This window comes from Streptomyces gardneri (assembly GCF_006539185.1).
GTDB classification, from domain to species: domain Bacteria; phylum Actinomycetota; class Actinomycetes; order Streptomycetales; family Streptomycetaceae; genus Streptomyces; species Streptomyces gardneri.
Genome location: NZ_BJMN01000005.1, coordinates 122,676 through 145,780, shown reverse-complemented (window position 1 = coordinate 145,780; position 23,105 = coordinate 122,676). Strand labels below are relative to the sequence as shown.

The following is a 23,105-nucleotide window of genomic DNA, read 5'->3' as shown; positions in this document are numbered from 1 at the left end:
AAGAGAAATTATCCTGTGCGACCCCCATGGGGACCGAAGTTTTTCCTGTCTGCCGGGCGGGAAGCCACCCTTCCGCCGTACGGACCGCCTCCGGCACCCGCCCGCCGACTACGCTGCGTCAGCTCAGCGGCTTGACCAGCAGCTCGAACCGCAGGTCGTCACGCTGGGGCACGCCGAAGCGCTCGTCCCCGTACGGGAAGGGGGTCATCCGCCCCGTACGCCGGTAGCCGCGCCGCTCGTACCAGGCGATGAGCTCCTCGCGCACGGAGATCACCGTCATGTGCATCTCGCGGACCTCCCAGAGCTCGCGCACCCGCCGCTCGGCCTCCGCGATGATCCGCTTGCCGAGGCCCGCGCCCTGGAGCTCGGGACGGACCGCGAACATCCCGAAGTAGGCGGCCTCGCCGCGGTGCTCCAGCTGGCAGCAGGCGACGACCTCCCCGTCGCGCTCGACGACCAGGAGACGGCTGCCCGGGGCGGTGATGACGGCGGCCACGCCCTCGGGGTCGGTGCGCTGCCCCTGGAGGATGTCCGCCTCCGTGGTCCAGCCGCCGCGGCTGGCGTCGCCCCGGTAGGCCGACTCGACGAGCGGGACGAGGACGGGGACGTCGTCCAGGACCGCCTCGCGGTACTCGATCCGGCCGGTCTCCTGGGACGTGGCGGTGTCCATGCGTACGGGCTCCCCTCGGGCGCTGACGATCGGCGTGCGCGATCATCCCGAGCCTAACGCGCGCATCTCGCACTCCCCCTCGTACATCCGTGCGCGCCCGTGCGCCCGCGTGCGGCCCCCGGGCGGCGGGCATTCCCCTGGGAGAGGGGGAGGTGTGCCGTGCACGGAGCGACCCTGTCGGGGTGGTTACTGGTCGTGCTCTGCGCCGCGACTGGCGTGTACTGCCTGCTGCGGATGCGCGCGTGCGCCGGGGAGGAGCGGCGGGCCGCGGGCGGCGAGGCGCTGATGGGCCTGGGCATGGCCGTCATGGCGCTGCCCGCGACGGTGGTGGCGCAGCCGGGGTGGAGCTGGGCGGTGTACGCGGCGGTGTTCGGCGGAGCAGCGCTGTCCGGGCTGGCCGGCGCGGCCCGGCGCGGCGGGCACCATCTGCACCACCTCGTCGGCTCGCTCGCCATGCTCTACATGGCGGTGGCGATGGCCGCCCCCGTCGCACAGGGGGCGCACTCGGGGCACGCGACGGGGACGGCGGGCGGCATACCCGTGCTGACGGGCGGGCTGCTCCTCTACTACACGGTGTACGTGCTCCGCGCGGGGGCTCGGCTCGCACCGGCGCCGTCAGCGCTGCCGAAGACGGGGCCGGTGCCGGTGCCGGTGACGGGCGGCCCCGGACCGGCCTGGGCGCACCGACCGGAGCTCACCCTCGTATGCCGGCTCTCGATGGCCCTGGCGACGGTGGCGATGCTGGTGACGCTGTGACCGCGCCGTGTGTCTCCGCGCGACCTGCGGCTCTGTGAGATCGGGCGATCCACGCTGTTCGCACAACGAAACCGTGGCGTACGTCACTTGGCGTCCGGGGCCATACCCCCGACCAGTACCGCGCTCATAGGGTGACGCTCATGTGGGTCTCCCTCGCGCTGCTCCTGCTCGGCTTCCTGACCGCCCTCGCGGCCCCCCGGCTGCTGGCGCGGGCCGACTGGGCGGAGCGAGAACCCGTGGTCGCGCTCTGGGTGTGGCAGTGCGTGGTGGCGGCGGTGCTGCTGAGCTTCGCGCTGTCGATGACCCTGAGCGCGTCGGCGGCCTGGCAGGCGGTACGGGGCCAGCTCTTCGCGCCCGCGCCGCGCGCGGTGGTCGACGCGTACGAACTCGGCACGACCGGACCGTGGTCGGGCGTCCTCGCGGTCGCCCTGGCCTGCGGTGGGCTCTGGACCGGAGCGATGCTCGGCCGGGAGATCGGCCAGGCGCGCGCCCGGCGCAGGCAGCGCCACCGCGATCTCCTCGTCCGCTCCCCCCTGCTGCCCGGTGAACAGCCCGGCAGCGAGCGGCTCGTCGTCCTGGAGGGCGAGCGGGCGGACGCCTGGTGGATGGCCGGGGGCGCGCCCCAACTGGTCATCACCACGGCCGCGCTGCGCCGCCTGAAGGGCCGGCAGCTGGACGCGGTACTGGCGCACGAGCAGGGTCACGCCCGGGCCCGCCACGACTGGCTGCTGCACTGCTCGGCCGCGCTCGCGGGCGGCTTCCCGGGCATCCCGGTCTTCGCGGCCTTCCGTGAGGAGATGCACCGGCTGGTGGAGCTGGCCGCCGACGACGTCGCCTCGCGCCGCTTCGGGCGGCTGACGATCGCACTCGCCCTCGTCGAACTGAACGAGGACCGGGGCGTGTTCGGTCCCGGCCCCGCACCGGACGCGGATCTGCCCCAGCGGGTGCACCGGCTCCTCACGGCCGCTCCGCGGCTCACGGCGGGGCGCCGGCTGCGCCTGACCGCCTGCGCGGCCCTGGTGCCCGTGGTCCCGGTCCTCGTGGCCTTCGTCCCGGCGCTCACGGCACTGGGGTAGCGGAGGCGGATCGTCCGCGAAAGGCGGGGCGGACAGTCTCCCGGGGCGGAGCGTCGGGCAGGATCGGCGCATGCGCTCCTCCGCCGTGGTCTCCGGAGTCCTGTTCGTCCTGCTGCTCGCGCTCGTCGCCGTCGGCTGGTCCCCCTTGATCTCCTTCGACCGGTCGGTCGCCGAGGAGTTGCACCGCGACGCCGTCGCCCGGCCGGGCGTCACGGGCCTCAACCGCCTCCTCAGCGACTGGGTGTGGGATCCCTGGACGATGCGCGCCCTGGCCGCCGTGGCCGTGGTGCTGCTGTGGTGGCGGCGGGAACGGCTCCTCGCCCTGTGGGTGGCCGGCACGAGCCTCGTCGCGGTGGGTCTGCAGCAGGGATTGAAGTCGCTGGTGGGGCGGGACCGGCCCGCGTGGCCCGACCCGGTCGACTCCGCGCGGTTCGCGGCCTTCCCCTCCGGGCACGCGATGACCGCGACGGTGACCTGCGGGCTGCTGCTGTGGGTGCTCGCGCTGCACTGGCGGGCGGAGTGGCGCGGCTGGAGCGTCCTCGCGAGCGCCGCGGTCGTTTCGGTGCTCGGGGTCGGCTGGACCCGGATCTACCTGGGCGTGCACTGGGCGTCGGACGTGGTCGGCGGCTGGCTGCTCGGCTGGTGCTGCGTGGTCGCCGCCGTCCTCACGTACCGCCGGAGGAGAATGGCAGTGAAGCGATGAAGCCGCCTGTTCTGGACGATCCCCCGTGTCGCCCAGAACAGACGGCCTTCCCACCGGCCTGCCACAGGGGCCCGCCGACGGGATGCGCTGAGTATATTGGCCGGCAGCCAGTCAACGCAGGAGCCAAGCATGTCCCCGCGCAGCCCATCGGTCAATGAAGAGCTCAGACGACGCTCACGTGAGCGGATTCTGCAGGCCACCGTGGACCTGGTGTCGACGCACGGCTACGAGGCGACCACGCTCGGCGACATCGCGGAGCGTGCCGGTACGGCGCGCGGACTCATCTCGTACTACTTCCCGGGGAAGCGGCAGCTGCTGCAGGCGGCGGTGCACCGGCTGATGCACCTGACGCTGGAGGAGGCGCTGGAGCGCGAGCCGCGCACGGAGGACGGCCGGGAGCGGCTGGCGCGGGCGATCGACGCGATCCTGGGCCTCGCGGTGGCACGCCCCACGCTGATGCGGACCCACATGGCGGGAATCCTTCAGGCCGAGGGGTTCGTGCAGTGCCAGGAGCAGCAGCGCCTCGCGTTCCTGCTGCGGGACACGGTCACCCGGTACGGCTCCGAGGACGTGGACACGGACTATCCGCTGCTGCGCGCGCTGCTGATGGGCGCGGTGGTGGCGGTCCTGCTGCCGGGCGCCCCGATGCCGATGGCGCGGCTGCGGTGGGAGCTCTTCCAGCGGTACGGGCTCGGCTGGGAGCAGGGCGCGCCGCCGGACGGAGGTCCGCCCGACAGCGCGCCCGTGGTGCGGCTCGGTCAGTCGTCGAAGTCGAAGTAGTCCGGCTGCGTCTGGACGTTGAGCTCGTCCATCCGGATCCGCTTCGCGGGGTCGGTACGACGGTCGGAGATCTTCAGGACGTCGAAGCCCTTGGCGATGTCGTTCGAGTAGATGTAGCCGTTGTAGTAGTACGCGGACCACGAGCCGCCGGTGGCGATGGTGGTGGCGGACAGCGGGCCGCGCTCGAAGAAGCCGATCTCCTTCGGGTTGGCGGAGTCCGTGAAGTCCCAGACGGAGACGCCGCCCTGGTACCAGGCCTGGACCATGAGGTCCTTGCCCTTGACCGGGATGAGCGAGCCGTTGTGGGCGACGCAGTTCTCGGTGTCGGCCTGGTGGCGCGGGATCTTGAAGTAGCTGCGGAAGACGAGCTTGCGCTTGTCGCCCTTGCCGACGATGTCGTAGATGCCGTCGGCGCCCCGGTTCGGGCCGACCACGGCGTTGCAGGTGGCGCCGCCGCCACCGCCGAGCTCGTCGGTGAAGACGACCTTGTTGGCCTTCTGGTTGAAGGTGGCCGAGTGCCAGAAGGCGAAGTTGACGTTGTCCTGGACCTGGTCGATCACCCGCGGGTGCTCGGGGTCCTTGATGTCGAAGAGGATGCCGTCACCCATGCAGGCGCCGGCGGCGAGGTCCTTCTCCGGCAGCACGGTGATGTCGTGGCAGCCGGTGGTCTTGGAGACGCCCGGGTTGGTGGGACCGCCCGGGTTGCCGCCGCCGTCCGGGCCCTCGCCCGGGAAGAGGACGGGGAAGCCGACGAGCGCGGCCTTCTCGGGCGCCTTGCGCGGCACCTTGATGACCGAGATGCCGTCGTGCGGAGGCTGGCAGTCCGGGAAGGCGGCGTTGGGCGAGTAGGAGGAGACGTACACGTACACGTTCTTGCCCTTGGGCAGGATCGTGTTGGTGTGCGAACCGCAGGCGGTCTCGACGGCGGCGACGTACCTCGGGTTCGTGATGTCGCTGATGTCGAAGATCTTCACGCCCTCCCAGGATTCCTTCACCGAGGCGGGCTGCGTCGTGCTGGCGCAGGAGTTGTCGCTTCGGGAGGAGTCGGTGGAGAGGAAGACGAGGTTCCCGGAGACGGAGATGTCGTTCTGGGAACCGGGGCAGAGGACCTGGGCGACGGTCTTCGGGGCCTTCGGGTTGCTGATGTCGAAGATCCGGAAGCCGTCGTAGTTGCCTGCGAAGGCGTACTTGCCCTGGAAGGCGAGGTCCGAGTTGGTGCCCTTGAGGGCGTCCTTCGGGATGTTGGCGAGGTGCTCGATGTTCTTGCTGTGGACGATCTCGTCCACACCGGGGATGTCACCGCTCTGGATGGCGGAACGCGCTTCGGCGGCCTGCTCCGCGGAGACCGTGCCCTGAGTGAGGGCGTCTCCGGGGTCGGGGGTGGCGACCGAGGGTCCGGCCGCCAGCATCGTGGCCAGCAGGCCGGCGGCTGCCGACGCCACACCCAGGCGTCTGATCCGTGCACGCGGGCTACGCGGGGTACGCGATATTCGCAACGAAGTCACTCCGTCCTCGCTGGTATCCGTTCAGCCTTGAACGGATGTTGGACCCCGGCAGTATGGTCCTTGGCGTGCGCATCTCAACAGATGGCAACACAGACGTAATGAAGGTTTTTGATCGATCCCCCTGAGAAAAGTGCTAGGAACGGTCACTGTCCCCGCAAGAACATCTGGAGGTCGCGTTGTTGATCCGCCGTCAGCGTGCCGTCGTCGCCGTGGCCCTGTCCGCCGTCGCCGTACTCGCCCTGGGCGCCTGCGATTCGGGATCCGACGCGGCCGCGCCGAAGGCCGAGGCCTCGGCCGGAGGCTCGGTGGTGGCCCCGGGGAAGCCCGGCGAGCCGGCCAAACGGATATCGCCGGAGGAGGCCGCCCGGCTCCTCCCCGACGAGCGCCCGAACAGCGCCGACTTCACGTACACGCAGATGATGATCGTCCACCACCGCCAGGCGCTGACCATGACGGAACTCGCCCCGCAGCGGGCGGGATCCCCGGCGGTGAAGAAGGTGGCCGAGCGGATCTCGGCCGCGCAGCAGCCGGAGATCGCCGCGATGGAAGGCTGGCTGAAGAACAACGGCGGGCCGCGTGAGCAGGGCGGCCACGACCATCACTCGATGCCGGGCATGGCGACCGAGGCTCAGCTCAAGGAGTTGAGGGGCGCGAAGGGCAAGGCCTTCGACGAGCTGTTCCTGAAGCTCATGATCACGCACCACCAGGGGGCCGTGACGATGGCGGCCGAGGTGCTGAGCGACGGCAACAACGTCCTGGTGGAGGAGATGGCCAACGACGTGATCGCCCAGCAGACCTCGGAGATCAACCGCATGCAGTCGCTGTAGGGCGACCCGGACTCCGTTAGACCCGGGCCCCTTCGGCTCAGACCCCTTCGGCGCCGTCCCGGCGGCCGGCCTGCGCTTCGGCCGCCGTCAGGACGGTGTCCAGGAGGCCGGGGAAGAGGGCGTCCAGGTCGTCCTTGCGCAGGGCGTTGAGCTTCGCCGTGCCCTGGTACATCTGCCGGATGACGCCGCTCTCGCGCAGGACGCGGAAGTGGTGCGTCGTCGTGGACTTGGTGACGGGGAGGTCGAAGTACGAGCAGCTGAGGGCGTCATCCTCGCGCGCCAGGTCCCGCACGATGCGCAGCCGCACGGCGTCCGAGAGCGCGTGCAGCACCCCTTCGAGGCCGATCTGGTCCCTCGTGGGGTGCTCGAGTGCGCGAGGGCTGGCTGCGGTCGACATGGCGGCGGCTCCACTTCATCCGGGTGAGCCTCATTGTACGAGAACTCTCGTAGTTTGACAGATGCCGTACTACGATGAGTATCGTACGAGCATCCTTCGAGGCCCCCGAAACGGAGTCCGTCATGAGCGTCGCCCTCTTCCAGCCCTACACCCTGCGTTCGCTGACCGTGCCCAACCGGGTCTGGATGGCGCCGATGTGCCAGTACTCGGCCGAGATGACCGGACCGAACGCGGGTGTGGCCGGAGACTGGCACTTCGCCCACTACGCCTCCCGGGCCACCGGCGGCGCCGGACTCATCCTCGTCGAGGCGACCGCCGTCGCCCCCGAAGGCCGGATCAGCCCGGCGGACCTCGGCCTGTGGAACGACACCCAGACGGAGGGGCTGCGCCGGATCGCGGGCTTCCTCAAGGACCACGGCACCGTGCCCGGCATCCAGATCGGCCACGCCGGGCGCAAGGCCTCGACCAACCGCCCCTGGCAGGGCCGCGGTCCCGTCGCGCCGGGCGGGCCCGGCTGGCAGCCCGTCGGCCCCAGCCCGGTCGCCTTCGACGAGGGCTACCCGGTGCCGACCGAGCTGACCGTCGAGCGGATCCACGAGATCACCGGGCAGTTCGCCGACGCGGCCCGCCGCGCGCTGGACGCCGGCTTCGAGGTCGTCGAGGTGCACGGCGCCCACGGCTACCTCATCGGCGAGTTCCTCTCCCCGCACAGCAACCACCGCACCGACGAGTACGGCGGCTCCTTCGAGAACCGGACCCGGCTCGCCCTGGAGGTCGTCGACGCGGTGCGGGCCGTGTGGCCCGAGGAGCTGCCCGTCTTCTTCCGGATCTCCGCCACCGACTGGCTGGAGGAGCAGGGCTGGACGGCCGACGAGACCGTACGGTTCGCCGCGCTGCTGCGCGAGCACGGCGTCGACCTCCTCGACGTCTCCAGCGGCGGCAACGGCGGACCGGCGCGGATCCCCGTGGGTCCGGGCTACCAGGTGCCCTTCGCCGCCCGGGTCAAGGCGGAGACCGGGCTGCCGGTGGCCGCCGTCGGCCTGATCACCGAGAGCGAGCAGGCCGAGAAGATCCTCGCCAACGGCGAGGCCGACGCGGTCCTCCTCGGCCGCGAGCTGCTCCGCGACGCCTCCTGGCCCCGCCGCGCGGCCCGCGAACTCGGCGCGGAGACCCACGCCCCGGCGCAGTACGCCTGGGCGATCTGAGGGGGTACGGGGCCCGGGGCGGTGTCCCGGGGCGCCTCAGGTGTGTCCGGGGGCCGTTGTCAGTGGCCGGGTGCAGACTGGCCCGTATCCGCGACAACGGCGTCCTGGAGGTACCGCACCATGCCTGACGTACTCCTCACCGTGGGCACCCGCAAGGGGCTCTTCATCGGCCACCGGCACGACGGCCGATGGGAGTTCGACGATCCGGCCTTCCCCGCGCAGGCCGTCTACTCGGTCGCGATCGACACCCGGCGGCCGGCCCCGCGGCTCCTCGTGGGCGGGGACAGCTCCCACTGGGGGCCGTCCGTCTTCCACTCCGACGACCTCGGCAAGAACTGGACCGAGCCCGCGCGGCCCGCGGTGAAGTTCCCCGAGGACACGGGGGCCTCGCTGGAGCGCGTCTGGCAGCTGCACCCGGCGCCCGGGCACTCCCCCGACGTCGTGTACGCGGGGACGGAGCCGGCGGCGCTGTTCCGCTCGGCGGACGGCGGGGAGTCCTTCGAGCTCGTCCGCCCGCTCTGGGAGCATCCCACCCGCGACCGGTGGGTGCCCGGCGGAGGCGGCGAGGCCGTCCACACGGTCGTCACCGACCCCCGCGATCCGGACGCGCTCACCGTGGCGGTGTCGACCGCCGGGGTGTTCCGCTCCCGGGACGGCGGGGCCGCGTGGGCGCCGTCCAACCAAGGGGTGTCCGCGGTCTTCCTGCCCGACCCGAACCCCGACTTCGGGCAGTGCGTCCACAAGATCGCCCAGGACGCGGCCGACAAGGACCGGCTGTACCTCCAGAACCACTGGGGCGTCTTCCGCAGCGACGACGCGGGTGGCACCTGGTCCGACATCGGCGCCGGACTCCCCTCCGACTTCGGTTTCGCCATCGCCGCCCACCCGCACCGCCCGGACACCGCCTACGTCTTCCCCATCACGGCCGACTCCGACCGCGTCCCGGCGGGCCGCCGCTGCCGCGTCTACCGGACGAACGACGCCGGAGCCACCTGGGAACCGCTGACCCGGGGACTGCCCGAGGGCGACCACTACGGCACGGTGCTGCGGGACGCGCTCTGTACGGACGACGCGGACCCGGCGGGCGTCTACTTCGGCAACCGCAACGGCGAGTTGTACGCGAGCGCCGACGACGGGGAGAGCTGGCAGCTCCTGGCGGAGCACCTTCCGGACGTCCTGTGCGTGCGGGCCGCGGTGATCTGACGGCTCCGGCCGCGGCGGCGACCCGGCCGGAGCCGTGACCCGTCGCCCGGCCGCCGCGCACGGATCAGGGCAGGCGCCAGTCCACGGGCTGGGCGCCCTGTTCCAGGAGGAGTTCGTTGGCGCGGCTGAAGGGGCGGGAGCCGAAGAAGCCCCGGTCCGCCGACATCGGGGACGGGTGCGCCGACTCGATCGCGGGGAGGTTCCCGAGGAGCGGCCGGGCGTTCCGGGCGTCCCGGCCCCACAGGATGGACACCAGCGGCTTGCCCCGGGCGGCCAGGGCGCGGATGGCCTGCTCGGTCACCTCTTCCCAGCCCTTGCCGCGGTGGGCGGCCGGCTTGCGCGGGGCCGTGGTCAGGGCCCTGTTGAGCAGCAGGACGCCCTGGCGGGTCCAGGGGGTCAGGTCGCCGTTCGACGGCCTGGGCAGACCCAGGTCGGTGTTCAGCTCGCGGTAGATGTTCTCCAGGCTGCCCGGCAGCGAGCGGATCTCCGGAGCGACCGCGAAGCTGAGTCCGATCGCCATCCCCGGCGTCGGGTAGGGGTCCTGACCGACGATCAGGACCCGCACGTCGTCGAAGGGCTGCTGGAAGGCCCGCAGGACGTTCGGACCGGACGGCAGGTACGTCCGGCCCGCGGCGATCTCCGCGCGCAGGAAGTCGCCCATCTCCGCCACACGTCCCGCGACGGGGCTCAGAGCCTCCGCCCAGCCGGGCTCCACCAGTTCGTTCAAGGGTCGCGCTGTCACGGTCCGTCACTCTACCGGCCTACAGTGACACCCGGGTCCGCCCCGGTCCGGTCCGATCGCCGGGACCTGGACTCCCGTGACCCGCCCGCCTCTTGTCCCCTTCACGTCAGGATGGTGCACCGTGGATTCCGTGAACGAACCCGCCGAGGGGCTTGTCGTCGGTGTGGACTCCGGCGGTTCCGGGCTGCGGGTCGCCCTGGCCGAGGCGGCGGGCGGCACGGTTCTCGACACCCTCACCTCGCGGGAACCCGTCCGGACCGGACCTGGCGGCATCTCGGCGGCCCACTTCCTGGAGCAGGTCCTCCCGGCCGTCCGCGCCCTGCGCGAACGCGCCGCGACGGGGGCGGCGGAGGCGGCGACCGGCCGGCCGGTCCTCGCGGTGGCCGTGGGCGCCGCCGGGATGGCGACGCTCGGGGACGAGCTGCGCGCCGAGCTGCCGGGCGCCTTCGCCGAGGCGTGGGGCGTGCGACGGCTCGTGCTCGCGGCCGACGCCGTCACCGCGTACGCCGGGGCGCTCGGCCAGCGTCCGGGCGCGGTCGTCGCGGGCGGGACGGGGATGATCGCGCTCGGTACGGATCTGGCCTCCTGGCGCCGGGCCGACGGCTGGGGACACCTCCTCGGCGACTGCGGCAGCGGCGCCTGGATCGGCCGGGCCGGCCTGGAGGCGGCGATGCGCGCCCACGACGGGCGGCGCGGCGGTTCGGCGGGGCTCCTCGCCCGGGCCGAGAAGCTGTTCGGGCCGGCGGCGGGCCTGCCGGGCGCGCTCTACCCCCGAACCGACCGGCCCGCCGTCCTCGCCTCGTTCGCCCCGGAGGTGGGGGCCTGCGCCGCCGCCGGCGACCCGGTCGCGGCGGACGTCCTCGCTCGCGCCGCGGCGCACATCGCGGACGCCGCCGAGGCCGTGTGCCCGGCCGGCCCGGGGGCCCTCGTCGCCCTGACGGGCGGTCTCTTCAGGATGGGCGACCCCCTCCTCGTACCCCTGCGGGCGGCTCTCGCGGAGCGGATCCCGCACGCCCGGACGGTCGCGCCCGCGGGCGATCCGCTGGCCGGGGCGGTCGGCCTGGCCTCCGCGCTCGCCACCGGCACACTGCGCCTGCCGGATGATCCGTCGCTGCTGGCCCTGTTCGACGGCGGAGCGGCGTAGGCGGCGGCATCCGCCCAGGTCGGGGGTGGTGCGGAAGGGAAAACCGGGCCGGGAGTGGACACGGAGACCGGACATAGGGGGACAGACGGCGCGCGATCGCACCTCACCGAAGAGCGTGGCCGACGAAACCAGTAGCATGCGGCGCCATGAGCTCCCCCACTGGGCCTGCTTCCGGCCTGCCTGTACGAATGCCTCGACCCCGCCAGTCCGGGCGGCACCGTCGCCCCGAACCCGCGGCGGCGCCCGAGGGCGCTCCCGCACTGGTTCTCGCCATTCCCGGTGTGCCTTCGGCCGCCATACGCTCGCTGGCCGAAGAGGTCGTGAGCATCGCCCGCTCGGAGCTGCCCGGCCTGGAGGCCGTGATCGGTTTCCTGGACGGCGACGACATCGAGTACCCCGCGCTCGCGACCGTGCTGACCGGCGCCGACGCGCTCCGCGCCCAGCGGTACCAGCTGGCCGTGGCCGCCGGCCGTGAGGTCGCCGCCCCGACCGGTCCCGCCGCCGTCGTGGTCCCGCTGCTCGCGGGCCCGGACAGCGCCGTGATGCGCCAGGTGCGCCAGGCAGTCATGGACAGCGGCAACACCGCCGAGCTGACCGAGGTCCTCGGCCCGCACCCGCTGCTCGCCGAGGCGCTGCACGTGCGCCTGTCCGAGGCGGGCCTCGCCCGCGCCGACCGCGCCCGGCTGTTCACGGTCGCGACGGCCGCCGACGGCATCATCCTGGCCACGGTCGGTGGCGAGGAGGCCGTGCAGGCCGCCGGGATCACCGGCATGCTGCTCGCCGCGCGCCTCGCGGTGCCGGTGATGGCCGCCGCGCTCGACCAGGAGGGTTCGATCACCTCCATCGCCGAGCAGCTGCGCGCCGCGGGCTCGGCCCAGCTGGCGCTCGCGCCGTACCTGATCGGCCCGGAGCTGGCCGAGGGTCTGCTCGACGAGGCCTCGAAGGAGGCCGGGTGCGCCGCCGCCGAGCCGCTGGGGGCCTACCCGGCGATCGGCAAGCTGGTGCTCTCGCAGTACACCTCGGCGCTGGGCATCCCGCCGCAGCAGCCGCAGGGCGCTCCGTCGCTCTGAGGCGCGACACGAGAGCAAAGGGCCCGCACCGGGAACATCCGGTACGGGCCCTTTCTCGTGCGCGGCGCCGCCTCGCGTGCGGCGCCGCCTCGCGTGCGGCTCGGTCGCGGGCTCGCGTGCGGCTCGATTGCGGGCTCGCGTGCGGCTCAGCTGCGGGCTCGCGTGCGGCTCAGCCGAAGACGACGCAGGAGGCCGCCGGGACCTCGATCGCGCCCGCCCGGACCGGTACGCCGGTCTCCGGGTCGACGTCGAACCAGGTGACGTCGCCGGAGCGCTCGTTGGCCGCGTACAGCCGCCGCCCGGAGGGGTCGAGCGTCAGGTCGCGGGGCCAGGCGCCTCCGCAGGGCACGGTGGCGACCAGGTCGGCCTTCGCGCCGTCCGGGCCGAGGGCGAGGACGGCGAGGGTGTCGTCGCCACGGACGGCGGCCCACAGGAAGCGGCCGTCGGGGGACGCGACGACCTCGGAGGGGTAGCTGGGACCCGTGGTGCCCTCGGGGACGACGGGGGTCTCGCCGAGCGGTTCGAGGATGCCCGCCGCCGCGTCCCAGCGGCAGACGGTGAGCGTGGGCTCCAGCTCGTTCAGGACGTAGGCGTGGGTGCCCGCCGGGTGGAAGGCGAGGTGACGCGGGCCGGTGCCGGGGCGCAGCGTGGTCTCACGGTGGAGGGTGAGCGCGCCGGTCGCGGGATCGAGGGCGCAGACCCGCACGGAGTCGGTGCCGAGGTCCACGCTGACGACCCAACGGCCGGAGGGGTCGGGGAGCACCTGGTGGGCGTGGGGGCCGCTCTGGCGGCCGGGGACGCTGCCGCGGCCCTCGTGCCGCAGGACGGCCGTGGCGGGGCGGGGAGTGCCGTCCGCGGCCAGCGGCAGGACGGTGACGCTGCCGGAGGTGTAGTTGGCCGTGACGAGGTGGCCGGCGGCGAGGGCGAGGTGGGTGGGGCCCGCGCCCTCGACCGGGACGGGGTCGCCGAGCGGCCGGGGCGCCGGGCCGGTGACGTCGAAGGCGGCGACGGCGCCCGACTCGGTCTCGGAGACCGCGTGGAGCACGGGGCCGGCGAGGGCGAGGAAAGAGGGGTCGGCGACGGCGTCGCTGGCCCCGGTGACGGTCAGGGCGCCCGTCGCCGCGTCGACGTCGGCGGCGAGGACGCCGCGACCGCCCGCCGAGGTGAACGACCCGATGTACGCGCGCGGCGCGCTCCGGCCCTGTACCGCCCGTGTGTCGCCCATGGCGCCTCCCCTGTCGCGGGACCGGTCACGGACGACCGGCCGTCGTCCGGCCGACGGTAGCAGGCGGTCTAGACCAGCCTCGTTCCGTGCGGCCCGGACGGGCGGCGTCGGTTCCGATCCGGCCGGATACCGATCGGATCAGGCCGCCGGATGGGCCGGATGGGCCGGATTCGACGGGGTCACGCCGGACGAGCCCGACCCGATCGGGTCAGGCCGGACGGGTCGAATCGGATCGGGTCACGCCGGATCGGGCCGGATCGCGCCGGATCAGGCCGCCGGGACCAGCGGGGCGCTCGGTGAGGTGCGCAGCGGGGCCGCCAGGTCGACGAGGGCCTGCTCCAGGCCGTGCAGGTGCCCGAGGGCCGCCTCGGCGCCGGGGTGGTGGCGCGGTGTCGCGGCGGCCTCTCCGACGGACGCCCGCACGGGACGTGCCGGGGGTACGAGGGCGTGGACGGCGGCCTCGACCCGCCAGGCCGCGGCCGCGAGCCGGGCGTCGTGGGAGGCGTCGGGGTCGGCCGCGACGACGGCGAGGCCCCTGATCTCGCGGGCGCAGTCGTCCAGGAGCGCGAGCACCCGGCGGGCCCGGGCCTTGCGGGCGCGCAGCGGGCTCAGCGGGTGGACGAGCGGCGCGAGGGAGAGCCGGACGCGGCCGAGCAGGATCTCCAGCTCGGCGGCGTGCGGCGCGGGATCGGCGACCGGATCGCCCGCGAGCCGCCGGGCGGCGGCCGTGGTGCAGGTGTGCACACAGGTCACGGCCCGTTCGATCCAGGCGTTGGTGGCGGCGTGCGTCGTCACCGGCAGCAGGGCCACACCAATCGCCGCACCGACGGCGCCGACGGCGGTCTCCTGGAAGCGCAGGACGAGGAGACCGGGGTGCAGGACGCCGAGCAGCCCGTAGAGGAGCCCGGCCATGACGGTCACGAAGAACATCATCCAGCTGTACGAGAGCGGGGCCGTGTAGAAGATCCCGAAGACGCAGACGGCGACCAGCAGGGCGGTGGGGGCGGGGGCGCCCGCGAGGGGGACGGCGATGAGGAGGCCGGCGGCGATGCCCGTGACCGTGCCGAGGACGCGTCGGAAGCCGCGGACGAGCGTCTCGCCGCGCGAGGCCGTGTTGACGAAGATCCACCAGGCCGTGCCGACGGCCCAGTACCAGCGCTCGTGGGAGATGAACTGGCCCGCGGCGAGGGCGACGGCGCAGGCCGCGGTGGCCTGGAAGGCCTGCCGGGTGGTGGCGCGGGCCAGGCCGGTCCCCGGCAGCGGGGCGGGCGCGGCGGGCGGCGGGACGCGCCGCTCGATGCACCAGAAGCCGAAGCGGACGGCTCCGGCGGCGAGCAGGGCGAGGGCCACCGCCGCGTACAGCTCGGGGAGCTGGGCGGGGAGGGCGTGCAGGAACTGGGTCACGAAGAACTGCATGAAGGCGAAGATGCCCAGCGCGTGGCCGCGCGGTCCCCAGCGGCGGGCGTAGACCCCGGCGAAGACGACGAGCAGCCAGGCCGCGTCCCTGAGCAGGGGTGCGCCGTGGAGGAGGGTCGCGAGCGCGAGGACGGGGAAGCCGGCCGCCGGCAGCAGGGCGGTCGTGACGGCCTGACGGCGCACGGTGGGGTCACCGACGGTGAACAGCGCGAGCAGGGCGGCGAGGCCGGCGGTGATGGAGGCGGTGAGCGAGAAGCCGAGGAGTTCGGCCAGGGCGACCGCGAGCGTGATGCCGAGGACGGCACGGAGCGAGACCCTGAGTCGGACGCGCCCCGGATCCGGGGCCATGAAGTACTTCTGCAGCTTCTGCACGGCGGCCAATCCCGCCCCCCTTGTTCCTGATCCTCGCCGCGCGAGGCTCCCCGGGGGTGGTGGGGGCTCGGACACGACGAAAGCACCGCGGGCCGGTCCGGCCTCGTCGCCGGACGGCGCTGCGCGGCGCCGAAGGTATGTGATGCCTACAAGGATAGACCGAGAGGGGTACAGCGGCTCAACCGGCGGAGGAAAGGGTGGGCCATTGGCCCAGCCGTGCAGTGGGGCGACTGACCGGACGGAGCCAATGGTCCACACCGTCGCGCTCGGGAGGCTCGGAGGCCTTCCGAGCCTCCGGTCATCCGGGCTTCTGCCACGATGAGCCGGTGAGCGACACAGAGGCGGGAAAGGGCCCCGGACGTGCGGAGACCGGCGCGCGGGGGCGGCGTCGGCGGGACCCGGAGTGGACGTACGCGGCGCTGCTCGACGCGCTGCTCGGGTTGGCCTCGGAGAGCGGCCGGGAGCCCACCAGGAAGGCCATCGCGGAGCGGGCGGGGGTGTCCGAGCGGACGGTGTTCGTGCACTTCGCCGACCGCGAGGCGCTGTACGTGGCGGCTGCCCGGCGGCAGGCCGAGCGGTGGCGCGCCCACGCGGAACCGGTGCCGCCCGCGTGGGAGACGGCACGCAAGGTGGCGGCGCTCGTGACACAGCGTGGCCGGATGTACGAGGTGATGACGCCGATCCGCAGGATCGGGCTCGGTCTGGAACCGGACTCGCCGGGCCTGCGCGGCGTGATGGCGGAGGGTGACGCCTGGTTCCGGGCGGACCTGGCCGCGGTGTTCGCGCCGGAGCTGGGCCGGATGCCGGAGGCCGAGGAGCCCGGCGGGCCGCTCGACGCGCTGGAGGCCGCCTCGTCCTGGGCGGCCTGGGACCATCTGCGCTCCCGCCGAGGGCTCGACGAGGCGGCGGCCGGGGCGGCGATCGCCCGTACGGTGCGGGCGCTCCTGGAGGTCGCGCCGCGCAGCCCTTGACTCGTATTGCAGTCAGACTGCAATAGTGGGCGTCCTCCCCGAGAAGGACGTGACACTGCCATGACTCCGATGAACCGGCGCGGCTTCGTCGCGGCCGCCGCCGCCATGGGCGCCGCGGCCGCCTCCGTATCCCTGAACCCGCAGACCGCCCAGGCGCTGGCCGGGCACCGGTCCGGGGAGACGCGGACCCCCACGCGGACCGACGGCCTCCCGTACGACGACGAGGCCGACTTCGCGGACGCGGACCGCGGGTTCATCGCCGCGTTCACCGGCGGGCCGATCACCACCGCCGCAGGGAAGACCGTCTGGGACCCCGCCGCCTACCGCTTCCTCACCGAGGCTGCGGACGGGCGGGACAGCCAGGGCGGCCGTGACGACCACGGCGGCCACGCCGGCCACCCCGGCCACGAGGGCCCCGAGGGCCCCGACACCGTCGACCCCAGCCTGTGGCGGCAGGCGCGGCTCCTGTCACGCCAGGGCCTGTACCGGGTCACCGACCGGATCTACCAGGTCAGGGGCCTGGACCTGTCCAACATGACGATCGTCGAGGGCGACACCGGCATCATCGTCATCGATCCGCTGATCTCCGCCGAGACCGCCGCCGCGGCCCTGCGGCTCTACCGCACCCACCGCGGCGACCGCGCGGTCCGGGCGATGATCTACACCCATCCGCACGTCGACCACTTCGGCGGCTGCCGGGGCGTCCTGCCGAACGGCGCCGGGGACGTCCCCGTCCTCGCTCCGGAGGGCTTCATGGAGCACGCGGTCAGCGAGAACGTGTACGTCGGCACGGCGATGGCCCGCCGCGCCGCCTACATGTACGGCTCCACGCTCCCCAAGAACGCGGGCGCCCAGGTCGGCTGCGGGCTCGGCCTCACGGTCTCGCTCGGCACCGTCGGACTCATCGCCCCCACCCAGCTCATCGGCACCACGGGCGAGGAGGTCGTCCTCGACGGGGTGCGGATCCGGTTCCAGATGACCCCGGGCACCGAGTGCCAGGAGGAGATGAACTTCCTCTTCCCCGACCTGCGCGCGGTGTGCATGGCGGAGAACGCCACGCACACCATGCACAACATCCTGACCCTGCGCGGCGCCCAGGTGCGCGACGCCCACGCCTGGGCCGGCTACCTCACCGAGTCGATCGGCCTCTACGACGGCACCGCCGACGTCGCCTTCGCCTCGCACCACTGGCCCACCTGGGGCAACGACGCCATCGTCGGCCTGCTGACCCACCAGCGGGACCTGTACGGCTACCTGCACGACCAGACCGTCCGGCTGATCAACCGGGGCATGACCGGCATCGAGATCGCGGAGACGTTCCGGCTCCCGCCCCAGCTCGAAGGAGTCTGGGCCAACCGCGGCTACTACGGCTCGCTGAGCCACAACGTCAAGGCGGTCTACCAGCGCTACATGGGCTGGTTCGACGGCAACCCGGCGCACCTCTGGGAACACCCGCCGGTCGAGGAGGCCCGCCTCTACGTGGAGTCCCTCGGCGGTCAGGCCGCGGTCCTCGCCCGCGCCCGGCACTACGCCGACCGGGGCGAGTTGCGCTTCGCCGTCACCCTGCTCAACCACGCCGTGTTCAACGACCCCCGGGACAGCCGGGCGCGGCGCCGGCTCGCCGCTCTCTACACCCGTCTCGGGCAGGCCGTCGAGAACGCCGTCTGGAGGAACTTCTACCTCACCGGCGCCCAGGAGCTCCTCCACGGCATCACGCCGCACGCCACCGCCTCCCTCGGCCCCGACATGTACCTGGCGCTCACCGTCGGCCAGATCATCGACAGCATGGCCGTCCGCGTCGACGGCCCGAAGGCCTGGTCGCTGCGGATCGCCATGGACTGGCACATCGGCGGCGACTACTGGCACCTGCGTCTCGTCAACGGCCTGCTCACCTGGACCAGGGACACCCGCCCCGCCGCCGACGCGGGCCTGACGCTGACGATGACCAAGCCCCAGCTCATCTCCCTGCTCGCCGGAAAGGGCACCGACGGCATCACGATGACCGGCGACCGCGCGCTCCTGCCCCGGCTGCTCGCGGTCCTCGAAGCCCCCCAGCCGGAGTTCCCGATCGTGACCCCCTGAGCGGGCCGGGTCAGTGTCCGTACATGCCGCGGCACAGGTCGGCGGCGCCCATCGGGGCGTCGACCTCCTGGGCCTGGCGGCAGAGGGCGCGCATCTCGGGGGCCTGACCCGTCACCGGCTGCCGCGGGCGCGGGGCGGACGGCTGTGAGTGCCGGGGCTTCGGACTCGGGACGGTCCTCCGGGCGGGCTTCCCGACCGGCTCGGGCTTCCGCCGCTCCGTCGTCGTCCGCGGGTTCTTCCGCGGCGCGGCGGGGCGAGCGGGCGCCTTCTCGACGGCCTGCCTCGGGGTGTGGCGGTGCTTGGCGGGTGCGCGCCCGGCAGGTGCCTGCTCGGCAGGCGCGGCCTTCGCCGGTGCGGACTTCGCGGGCGGGCGGCCGGGGCGCGGATCGGTGGCGGCGAGGTTCTCCCGGGGCGGAGCCTGGGTGGGTTCCGGCCATGCCGGGAGCGCGGCGGGCGGACGTTCGGCCGCGGGGGCGAGCTCGGCGGGCCGGGGTGGGGCGCTCGGGGCCGGGGCCTCGGGGACGGCCACGCATCCGCTGGTGAGGAACGCGGCGAGGAGAGCGACCATCGCTCGGCGGGAGTTCATGGGGCTCACGCTGCCCGAGCCGCCCCGGGGCACGCCCGCCGCACGGACCGTGTCCACCATGACGAGTGACGCATGACGGTCGCGGGTGACGAGCGACGTGCGACACGGGCGCCACGGTAGGTTCGGGGGACGTGCAGCGGGGTCGCCGATCACCCCGGCCGATCACCCCCGGGAGCCCCAGGTGCACACCCTCGTCTACGACGACATCACGACCGCCGCCGACCGCGTCGCCGGCCATGTCCGGCCCGTCGCCCTCGCGGGGCCCACGGAGCCCGGTGGTGTTCACCTCGCGCTGGAGCTGATGCAGCACACCGGCTCGTTCAAGGCGCGCGGCGCGCAGAACTTCCTCCTCGCCCACCGCGAGGCCGGCACCCTCCCCGACGCCGGCGTCACGATCGCCTCCGGCGGGAACGCCGGTCTCGCCTGCGCCTGGGCCGCCGCCCGGCAGGGCGTCCCCGCCACCGTCTTCCTGCCGGCCACCGCGCCCCGGGTGAAGGTGGCCCGCCTCCGCGAGTACGGCGCGGACGTCCGGCTCGTCGGTACGGAGTACGCCGAGGCCCTCGCCGCCTGCGAGGAGTTCGCCTCGGAGACCGGGGCGCTCGCCTCGCACGCGTACGACCATCCGCTGATCGCCGCCGGCGCGGGCACCCTGCTCGACGAGATCCGCCGACAGGTGCCCGGCCTCGACACCGTCGTCGTCTCGGTCGGCGGCGGCGGTCTCTTCGCCGGGGTCGCCACCGCGGCCCGGCACCACGGCATCCGCACCGTCGCCGTCGAACCCGAGAACTGCCGCGCCCTCGACGCCGCCGTCCGGGCCGGCCGGCCGGTCGACGTCACCGTGGACTCCGTCGCCGCCGACTCCCTCGGCGCCCGCCGCGCCTCCGCCACCGCCGTGCGGGCGGCACAGCAGGAGGGCGTGGACTCGGTCCTCGTCCCCGACACCGCGATCGTCCGCGCCCGGCAGACCCTGTGGGACGACCGCCGGCTCGCCGTGGAGCACGCCGCCGCCACCGCCCTGGCCGCCGTGGCCCGCCCCGGGGCGGACGTCCCGGACACCGCGTACCGCCCCGCGCCCGGCGAGACGGTCTGCGTGGTCCTCTGCGGCGCGAACACCGACCCGACGGACCTCGTCGCCCCCTAGACCCTGGTCCGCCGGACACCCTTCGGGGGCATCCGCCACCGGCGGGCACTCGCGGACGTGTCGCCGCCGGTGGCAGACTGGCGCGTCGATCCGCCGAAGGAGCACGTCGTGTCCATGATCCAGCGCCTGCGCAGGGCTGTCCGTCTGACGTACCGGCGTGCCGTGGACCTCAGTCACCCGGCCCGCTCCCCGCTCGGCAGCGCGGTCGTCAACTGCGTGGTCTACACCGACGGCGTACGGCGGAGCGGGCGCGGTTCGGCCGAGGAGGCACTGCGGCAGGTCCGCAAGGCCGGCGACGGCTTCGTCTGGATCGGTCTGCACGAACCGGACGAGAAGGAGTTCACGGGCCTCGCCGAGCTCTTCGGGCTCCACCCGCTGGCCGTGGAGGACGCGGTCAACGCCCATCAGCGGCCCAAGGTCGAGGAGTACGACGGCGTGCTGTTCGCCGTCTTCAAGACCGTCCGCTACGTCGAGCACGAGGAACTCACCGCGACCAGCGAGGTCGTGGACTCGGGCGAGCTGATGGCCTTCGTCGGCCCGGACTTCGTCATCACCATCCGGCACGGCGGCCACGGCTCGCTCGGTCCGCTGCGCGAGGCCCTGGAGGACCTGCCCGAGCAGCTGGCCAAGGGGCCCTCCGCGGTGCTGCACGCGATGGTGGACCACGTGGTGGACGACTACCTCGCCGTCGCGGACGCCGTGCAGGACGACCTCGACGCGATCGAGAGCGCGGTCTTCTCCGAGCAGGCGGACCGGCGCGACGCCGGGCGGATCTACCAGCTCAAGCGCGAACTCCTCGAACTCAAGCGGGCCGTGACGCCGCTGGGCCGACCGCTCCAGCACCTCGCCACCCACCCGATGCCGCTGGTCGACCCGGACATCAGGGCGTACTTCCGCGACGTGGCCGACCACCTCGCCCGGGTCGCGGAGCAGGTCACGTCCTTCGACGCCCTCCTCGACTCGATCCTCCAGGCCCATCTCGCGCAGGTGACGGTCGCCCAGAACGAGGACATGCGCAAGATCACCGCCTGGGCCGCGATCGTCGCCGTCCCGACCATGGTCTGCGGCGTCTACGGCATGAACTTCGAGCACATGCCCGAGCTGCGCTGGACCTACGGCTACCCGCTGGTCCTCGGCGTCATCGCCGTCTCGTGCTTCGTCATCCACCGGGGCTTCCGCCGCAACGGCTGGCTCTGACCGCCGAGTTACGCGGGGGCGGGGCGACCGCGGCTCCCGGTGGCTGACACCCTGCTGGGGTGAACGACCATGACTTCTGCTCCCTGCTGGACGACCCCGCCCTCGTCCTCCGCCACGACCGCGCCGAGCTCCGCGCCCGGCTGACCGCTCTGCCCGACGGGCTCGGCGGCGTGGGCCGCGAGGTGTTCACCCAGGCCGAGGCCGTGTTCGGGGGCGCCGGCGCACCCTCCGCCGAGTTCGCCTCGTGGCTGCACTTCGCGGCGACCGTCCTGGGCCACCACGATTACGCGAAGCGGGTCGCCGCCGCCGAACCGGCGCTGCCCTGGCGGACGGTGTGGGCCTGGTGGCGGCCGGTCGGCGCGTACACGGCCGAGCCGAACCTGAGCGGCGACCGCACGGCCGAGGTGTACGAGGTCGAGGGCCGGCGGCTCGTGAAGGTGTGGGCCCTGTGGTGCGAGGACACGTGGTTCGACCTGGCCACCGGGGAGCGCAGCGCCGCCCCGGCCGACGGGACGGCCGAGCCGCTCGACGACGTGGACCTGGACGGACCCTGGCTCTTCGACGGGGACGGGGACGGAGCCGGGCTTGTTCCGCTCTGTCCGGAGGCCTGGGAGGAACCCGCCGCCGTGCCGGACGGGGGACGGTTCCTCGTCCTCGACGCGCGCGGTGTGGTGCTCGTCGAGGAGAACACCGAGAGGGACGGGGCGCCTGCCGACGGGCCGCAGGGCGGTACGGAGCCGCGCAAGTGGACCGAGCCCGGTGGCGAAGGACCCTGGTTCCTGCCCGGAGGCCGCTTCGACGAGCGGGACGGCGGCGGTGCGCTCACCGCGGGCCGGCTCGACCGGGTGTTCGGGGCCGGCCGGGTCGTCCGGGTCCCGGCCGCCGAACTCCCCGGGAACCTCACGCACGAGCCGACCCGGACCCTGCTCGGCCAGGTCGGTCTGCCCCGGCACTGGGGTGCGGGCGTCACCTCGTTCGCGGTGGACGAGGAGCTGCTCGGTCCCGGTCCCGACGGGCTGCTGCGCGTCGGCGCGTTCGACCTCGGCTACTGCGATCCGGGCGAGGTCTTCGTCCACCCGGTCACCGGTGCGGTCGCCCTGCGGCAGCCCGACGGCAGCCACGGGCCGGGCGGGGACGCCGCCTTCCCCCTTGTACGCGACCTGGAGTCGTTCGTCCGGTTCCTGGAGGGCGTGCGCCGTCACATGGGCGCCTGCTGGGACCCGTACCCCGGTGAGGAGGGCGCGGAGACGTTCCTGCGGGCGATGGGCGACGTGGACGCCGAGGCGCTGGCGGAGGACGCGCCCGGTGCCGAGGTCTGGGAGCACCTCTTCGCCTCCGTCACCGAGCTCGGCGTCGACGGCTACTGAGTGGGGGGCCGGCTGGTCGCCCGCTGCCGAGTCGGCGGGCACCAGGGCGGCGGGCCGCACCGACGGGGGCCGTTTCGGCGCGTCGCCGCAGGCCACGGCCTGGGTAGAGTCGGGAACCCGGCGTCCGGACGTCGGGAGCGAAGGAGGCCGGCCGGCCATGGCGGTGGACGCACTCGACACCCGCATCCTGCGGCTCCTCATCGAGCAGCCGCGCACGAGCGTGCGCGAGTACGCGCGGATCCTGGGCGTGGCGCGGGGCACCGTCCAGGCGCGGATCGACCGCATGGAGCGGGACGGGGTGATCACCGCGACCGGCCCCGTCCTCTCGCCCGCCGCACTGGGGCACCCGGTACTAGCCTTCGTCCACGTCGAGGTGACGCAGGGCCATCTCGACGAGGTCGGCGACGCGCTCGCGGGCGTCCCCGAGATCGTGGAGGCCTTCTCGATCACCGGTGGCGGGGATCTGCTGACCCGGGTCGTCGCCCGTGACGCCGGGCACCTGGAGGACGTCATCCAGCGCCTGATCCAGCTGCCTGGGGTCGTCCGCACCCGGACCGAGATCGCGCTGCGCGAGCGGGTGCCGCACCGGCTGCTACCCCTGGTCGAGGCGGTGGGACGCCGGTCCGGCACGGCGTGAGCGAGCCGGACCAGGGCCTTGTCGGTTCCTCCA

The 23,105-nt window shown here is 73.7% G+C and carries 22 protein-coding genes; 15 read left to right on the top strand and 7 right to left on the bottom strand.

Annotation, left to right across the window (positions count from 1 at the left end; translation table 11 throughout):
* Positions 1-118: 118 nt before the first annotated feature.
* Positions 119-670, bottom strand: coding sequence for a GNAT family N-acetyltransferase (locus SGA01_RS03140; RefSeq protein ID WP_141293052.1), 552 nt, complete (start codon positions 668-670; stop codon positions 119-121).
* 159 nt (positions 671-829) lie between these two features.
* Here SGA01_RS03140 and SGA01_RS03135 point away from each other — a divergent pair, with 159 nt between their 5' ends.
* From SGA01_RS03135 to SGA01_RS03120, 4 genes are all read left to right on the top strand, one after another.
* Positions 830-1,426, top strand: coding sequence for a DUF5134 domain-containing protein (locus tag SGA01_RS03135; protein WP_174867197.1), 597 nt, complete (start codon positions 830-832; stop codon positions 1,424-1,426).
* Between the two features lie 140 nt (positions 1,427-1,566).
* Positions 1,567-2,502 carry a M56 family metallopeptidase gene (locus SGA01_RS03130; protein WP_055644858.1) on the top strand — a complete coding sequence of 312 codons (936 nt, stop codon included), beginning with the start codon at positions 1,567-1,569 and terminating at the stop codon, positions 2,500-2,502.
* A 70-nt stretch (positions 2,503-2,572) separates the two neighbouring features.
* Positions 2,573-3,205, top strand: coding sequence for a phosphatase PAP2 family protein (locus SGA01_RS03125; protein WP_141293050.1), 633 nt, complete (start codon positions 2,573-2,575; stop codon positions 3,203-3,205).
* Between the two features lie 129 nt (positions 3,206-3,334).
* Positions 3,335-3,985 carry a TetR/AcrR family transcriptional regulator gene (locus tag SGA01_RS03120; protein WP_141293048.1) on the top strand — a complete coding sequence of 217 codons (651 nt, stop codon included), beginning with the start codon at positions 3,335-3,337 and terminating at the stop codon, positions 3,983-3,985.
* On the opposite strand, the gene SGA01_RS03115 is transcribed toward SGA01_RS03120, so the two are convergent.
* On the bottom strand, positions 3,964-5,394 hold the full coding sequence (locus SGA01_RS03115; protein WP_167534004.1) for an LVIVD repeat-containing protein: 1,431 nt from the start codon (positions 5,392-5,394) through the stop codon (positions 3,964-3,966). The genes SGA01_RS03120 and SGA01_RS03115 overlap by 22 nt on opposite strands.
* A 272-nt stretch (positions 5,395-5,666) precedes the next feature.
* Between SGA01_RS03115 and SGA01_RS03110 the strand changes: the two genes are divergently transcribed.
* A complete protein-coding gene (locus SGA01_RS03110) occupies positions 5,667-6,317 on the top strand; it encodes a DUF305 domain-containing protein (RefSeq protein ID WP_141293044.1) in 651 nt (216 codons plus the stop codon).
* 37 nt (positions 6,318-6,354) lie between these two features.
* Here the strand turns inward: SGA01_RS03110 and SGA01_RS03105 are convergent, their stop codons facing one another.
* Positions 6,355-6,714, bottom strand: coding sequence for an ArsR/SmtB family transcription factor (locus tag SGA01_RS03105; protein ID WP_141293042.1), 360 nt, complete (start codon positions 6,712-6,714; stop codon positions 6,355-6,357).
* 122 nt (positions 6,715-6,836) lie between these two features.
* Between SGA01_RS03105 and SGA01_RS03100 the strand changes: the two genes are divergently transcribed.
* Both SGA01_RS03100 and SGA01_RS03095 read left to right on the top strand, forming a co-directional pair.
* Complete coding sequence (locus SGA01_RS03100) at positions 6,837-7,919, top strand: NADH:flavin oxidoreductase/NADH oxidase (protein WP_141293040.1); 1,083 nt, start codon at positions 6,837-6,839, stop codon at positions 7,917-7,919.
* A 120-nt stretch (positions 7,920-8,039) separates the two neighbouring features.
* Positions 8,040-9,122, top strand: coding sequence for a WD40/YVTN/BNR-like repeat-containing protein (locus SGA01_RS03095; RefSeq protein ID WP_141293038.1), 1,083 nt, complete (start codon positions 8,040-8,042; stop codon positions 9,120-9,122).
* 64 nt (positions 9,123-9,186) lie between these two features.
* On the opposite strand, the gene SGA01_RS03090 is transcribed toward SGA01_RS03095, so the two are convergent.
* On the bottom strand, positions 9,187-9,864 hold the full coding sequence (locus tag SGA01_RS03090) for a uracil-DNA glycosylase (RefSeq protein WP_141293036.1): 678 nt from the start codon (positions 9,862-9,864) through the stop codon (positions 9,187-9,189).
* 121 nt (positions 9,865-9,985) lie between these two features.
* Between SGA01_RS03090 and SGA01_RS03085 the strand changes: the two genes are divergently transcribed.
* Both SGA01_RS03085 and SGA01_RS03080 read left to right on the top strand, forming a co-directional pair.
* Positions 9,986-11,008 carry an N-acetylglucosamine kinase gene (locus tag SGA01_RS03085; RefSeq protein WP_141293034.1) on the top strand — a complete coding sequence of 341 codons (1,023 nt, stop codon included), beginning with the start codon at positions 9,986-9,988 and terminating at the stop codon, positions 11,006-11,008.
* 146 nt (positions 11,009-11,154) lie between these two features.
* Positions 11,155-12,078, top strand: coding sequence for a sirohydrochlorin chelatase (locus tag SGA01_RS03080; protein ID WP_141293032.1), 924 nt, complete (start codon positions 11,155-11,157; stop codon positions 12,076-12,078).
* A 169-nt stretch (positions 12,079-12,247) separates the two neighbouring features.
* Here SGA01_RS03080 and SGA01_RS03075 read toward each other — a convergent pair whose 3' ends face one another.
* Together SGA01_RS03075 and SGA01_RS03070 are read right to left on the bottom strand one after the other, a co-directional pair.
* Positions 12,248-13,303 carry a lactonase family protein gene (locus SGA01_RS03075; protein WP_141293031.1) on the bottom strand — a complete coding sequence of 352 codons (1,056 nt, stop codon included), beginning with the start codon at positions 13,301-13,303 and terminating at the stop codon, positions 12,248-12,250.
* Positions 13,304-13,570: 267 nt separating this feature from the next.
* Complete coding sequence (locus tag SGA01_RS03070) at positions 13,571-15,067, bottom strand: FUSC family protein (protein ID WP_141293480.1); 1,497 nt, start codon at positions 15,065-15,067, stop codon at positions 13,571-13,573.
* A 350-nt stretch (positions 15,068-15,417) separates the two neighbouring features.
* On the opposite strand from SGA01_RS03070, the gene SGA01_RS03065 reads away from it, so the two are divergent.
* Positions 15,418-16,062: a TetR/AcrR family transcriptional regulator gene (locus SGA01_RS03065; protein WP_141293029.1), complete on the top strand. Its 645-nt coding sequence runs from the start codon at positions 15,418-15,420 to the stop codon at positions 16,060-16,062.
* Positions 16,063-16,122: 60 nt separating this feature from the next.
* Positions 16,123-18,144, top strand: a complete 2,022-nt coding sequence (locus SGA01_RS03060; protein WP_141293027.1) for an alkyl/aryl-sulfatase — start codon at positions 16,123-16,125, stop codon at positions 18,142-18,144.
* A gap of 10 nt (positions 18,145-18,154) precedes the next feature.
* Here the strand turns inward: SGA01_RS03060 and SGA01_RS03055 are convergent, their stop codons facing one another.
* On the bottom strand, positions 18,155-18,730 hold the full coding sequence (locus SGA01_RS03055) for a hypothetical protein (protein ID WP_141293025.1): 576 nt from the start codon (positions 18,728-18,730) through the stop codon (positions 18,155-18,157).
* Between the two features lie 181 nt (positions 18,731-18,911).
* On the opposite strand from SGA01_RS03055, the gene SGA01_RS03050 reads away from it, so the two are divergent.
* The 4 genes from SGA01_RS03050 (at position 18,912) to SGA01_RS03035 (ending at position 23,072) form a co-directional block, all read left to right on the top strand.
* Entirely contained in the window at positions 18,912-19,871 is a 960-nt protein-coding gene (locus SGA01_RS03050) for a serine/threonine dehydratase (RefSeq protein WP_141293023.1), read from the top strand.
* A 114-nt stretch (positions 19,872-19,985) separates the two neighbouring features.
* Positions 19,986-21,068 carry a magnesium and cobalt transport protein CorA gene (locus SGA01_RS03045; RefSeq protein ID WP_141293479.1) on the top strand — a complete coding sequence of 361 codons (1,083 nt, stop codon included), beginning with the start codon at positions 19,986-19,988 and terminating at the stop codon, positions 21,066-21,068.
* A 59-nt stretch (positions 21,069-21,127) separates the two neighbouring features.
* On the top strand, positions 21,128-22,435 hold the full coding sequence (locus SGA01_RS03040) for an SUKH-4 family immunity protein (protein WP_141293021.1): 1,308 nt from the start codon (positions 21,128-21,130) through the stop codon (positions 22,433-22,435).
* A gap of 157 nt (positions 22,436-22,592) precedes the next feature.
* A complete protein-coding gene (locus tag SGA01_RS03035) occupies positions 22,593-23,072 on the top strand; it encodes an Lrp/AsnC family transcriptional regulator (protein WP_055644841.1) in 480 nt (159 codons plus the stop codon).
* Positions 23,073-23,105: the final 33 nt, after the last annotated feature.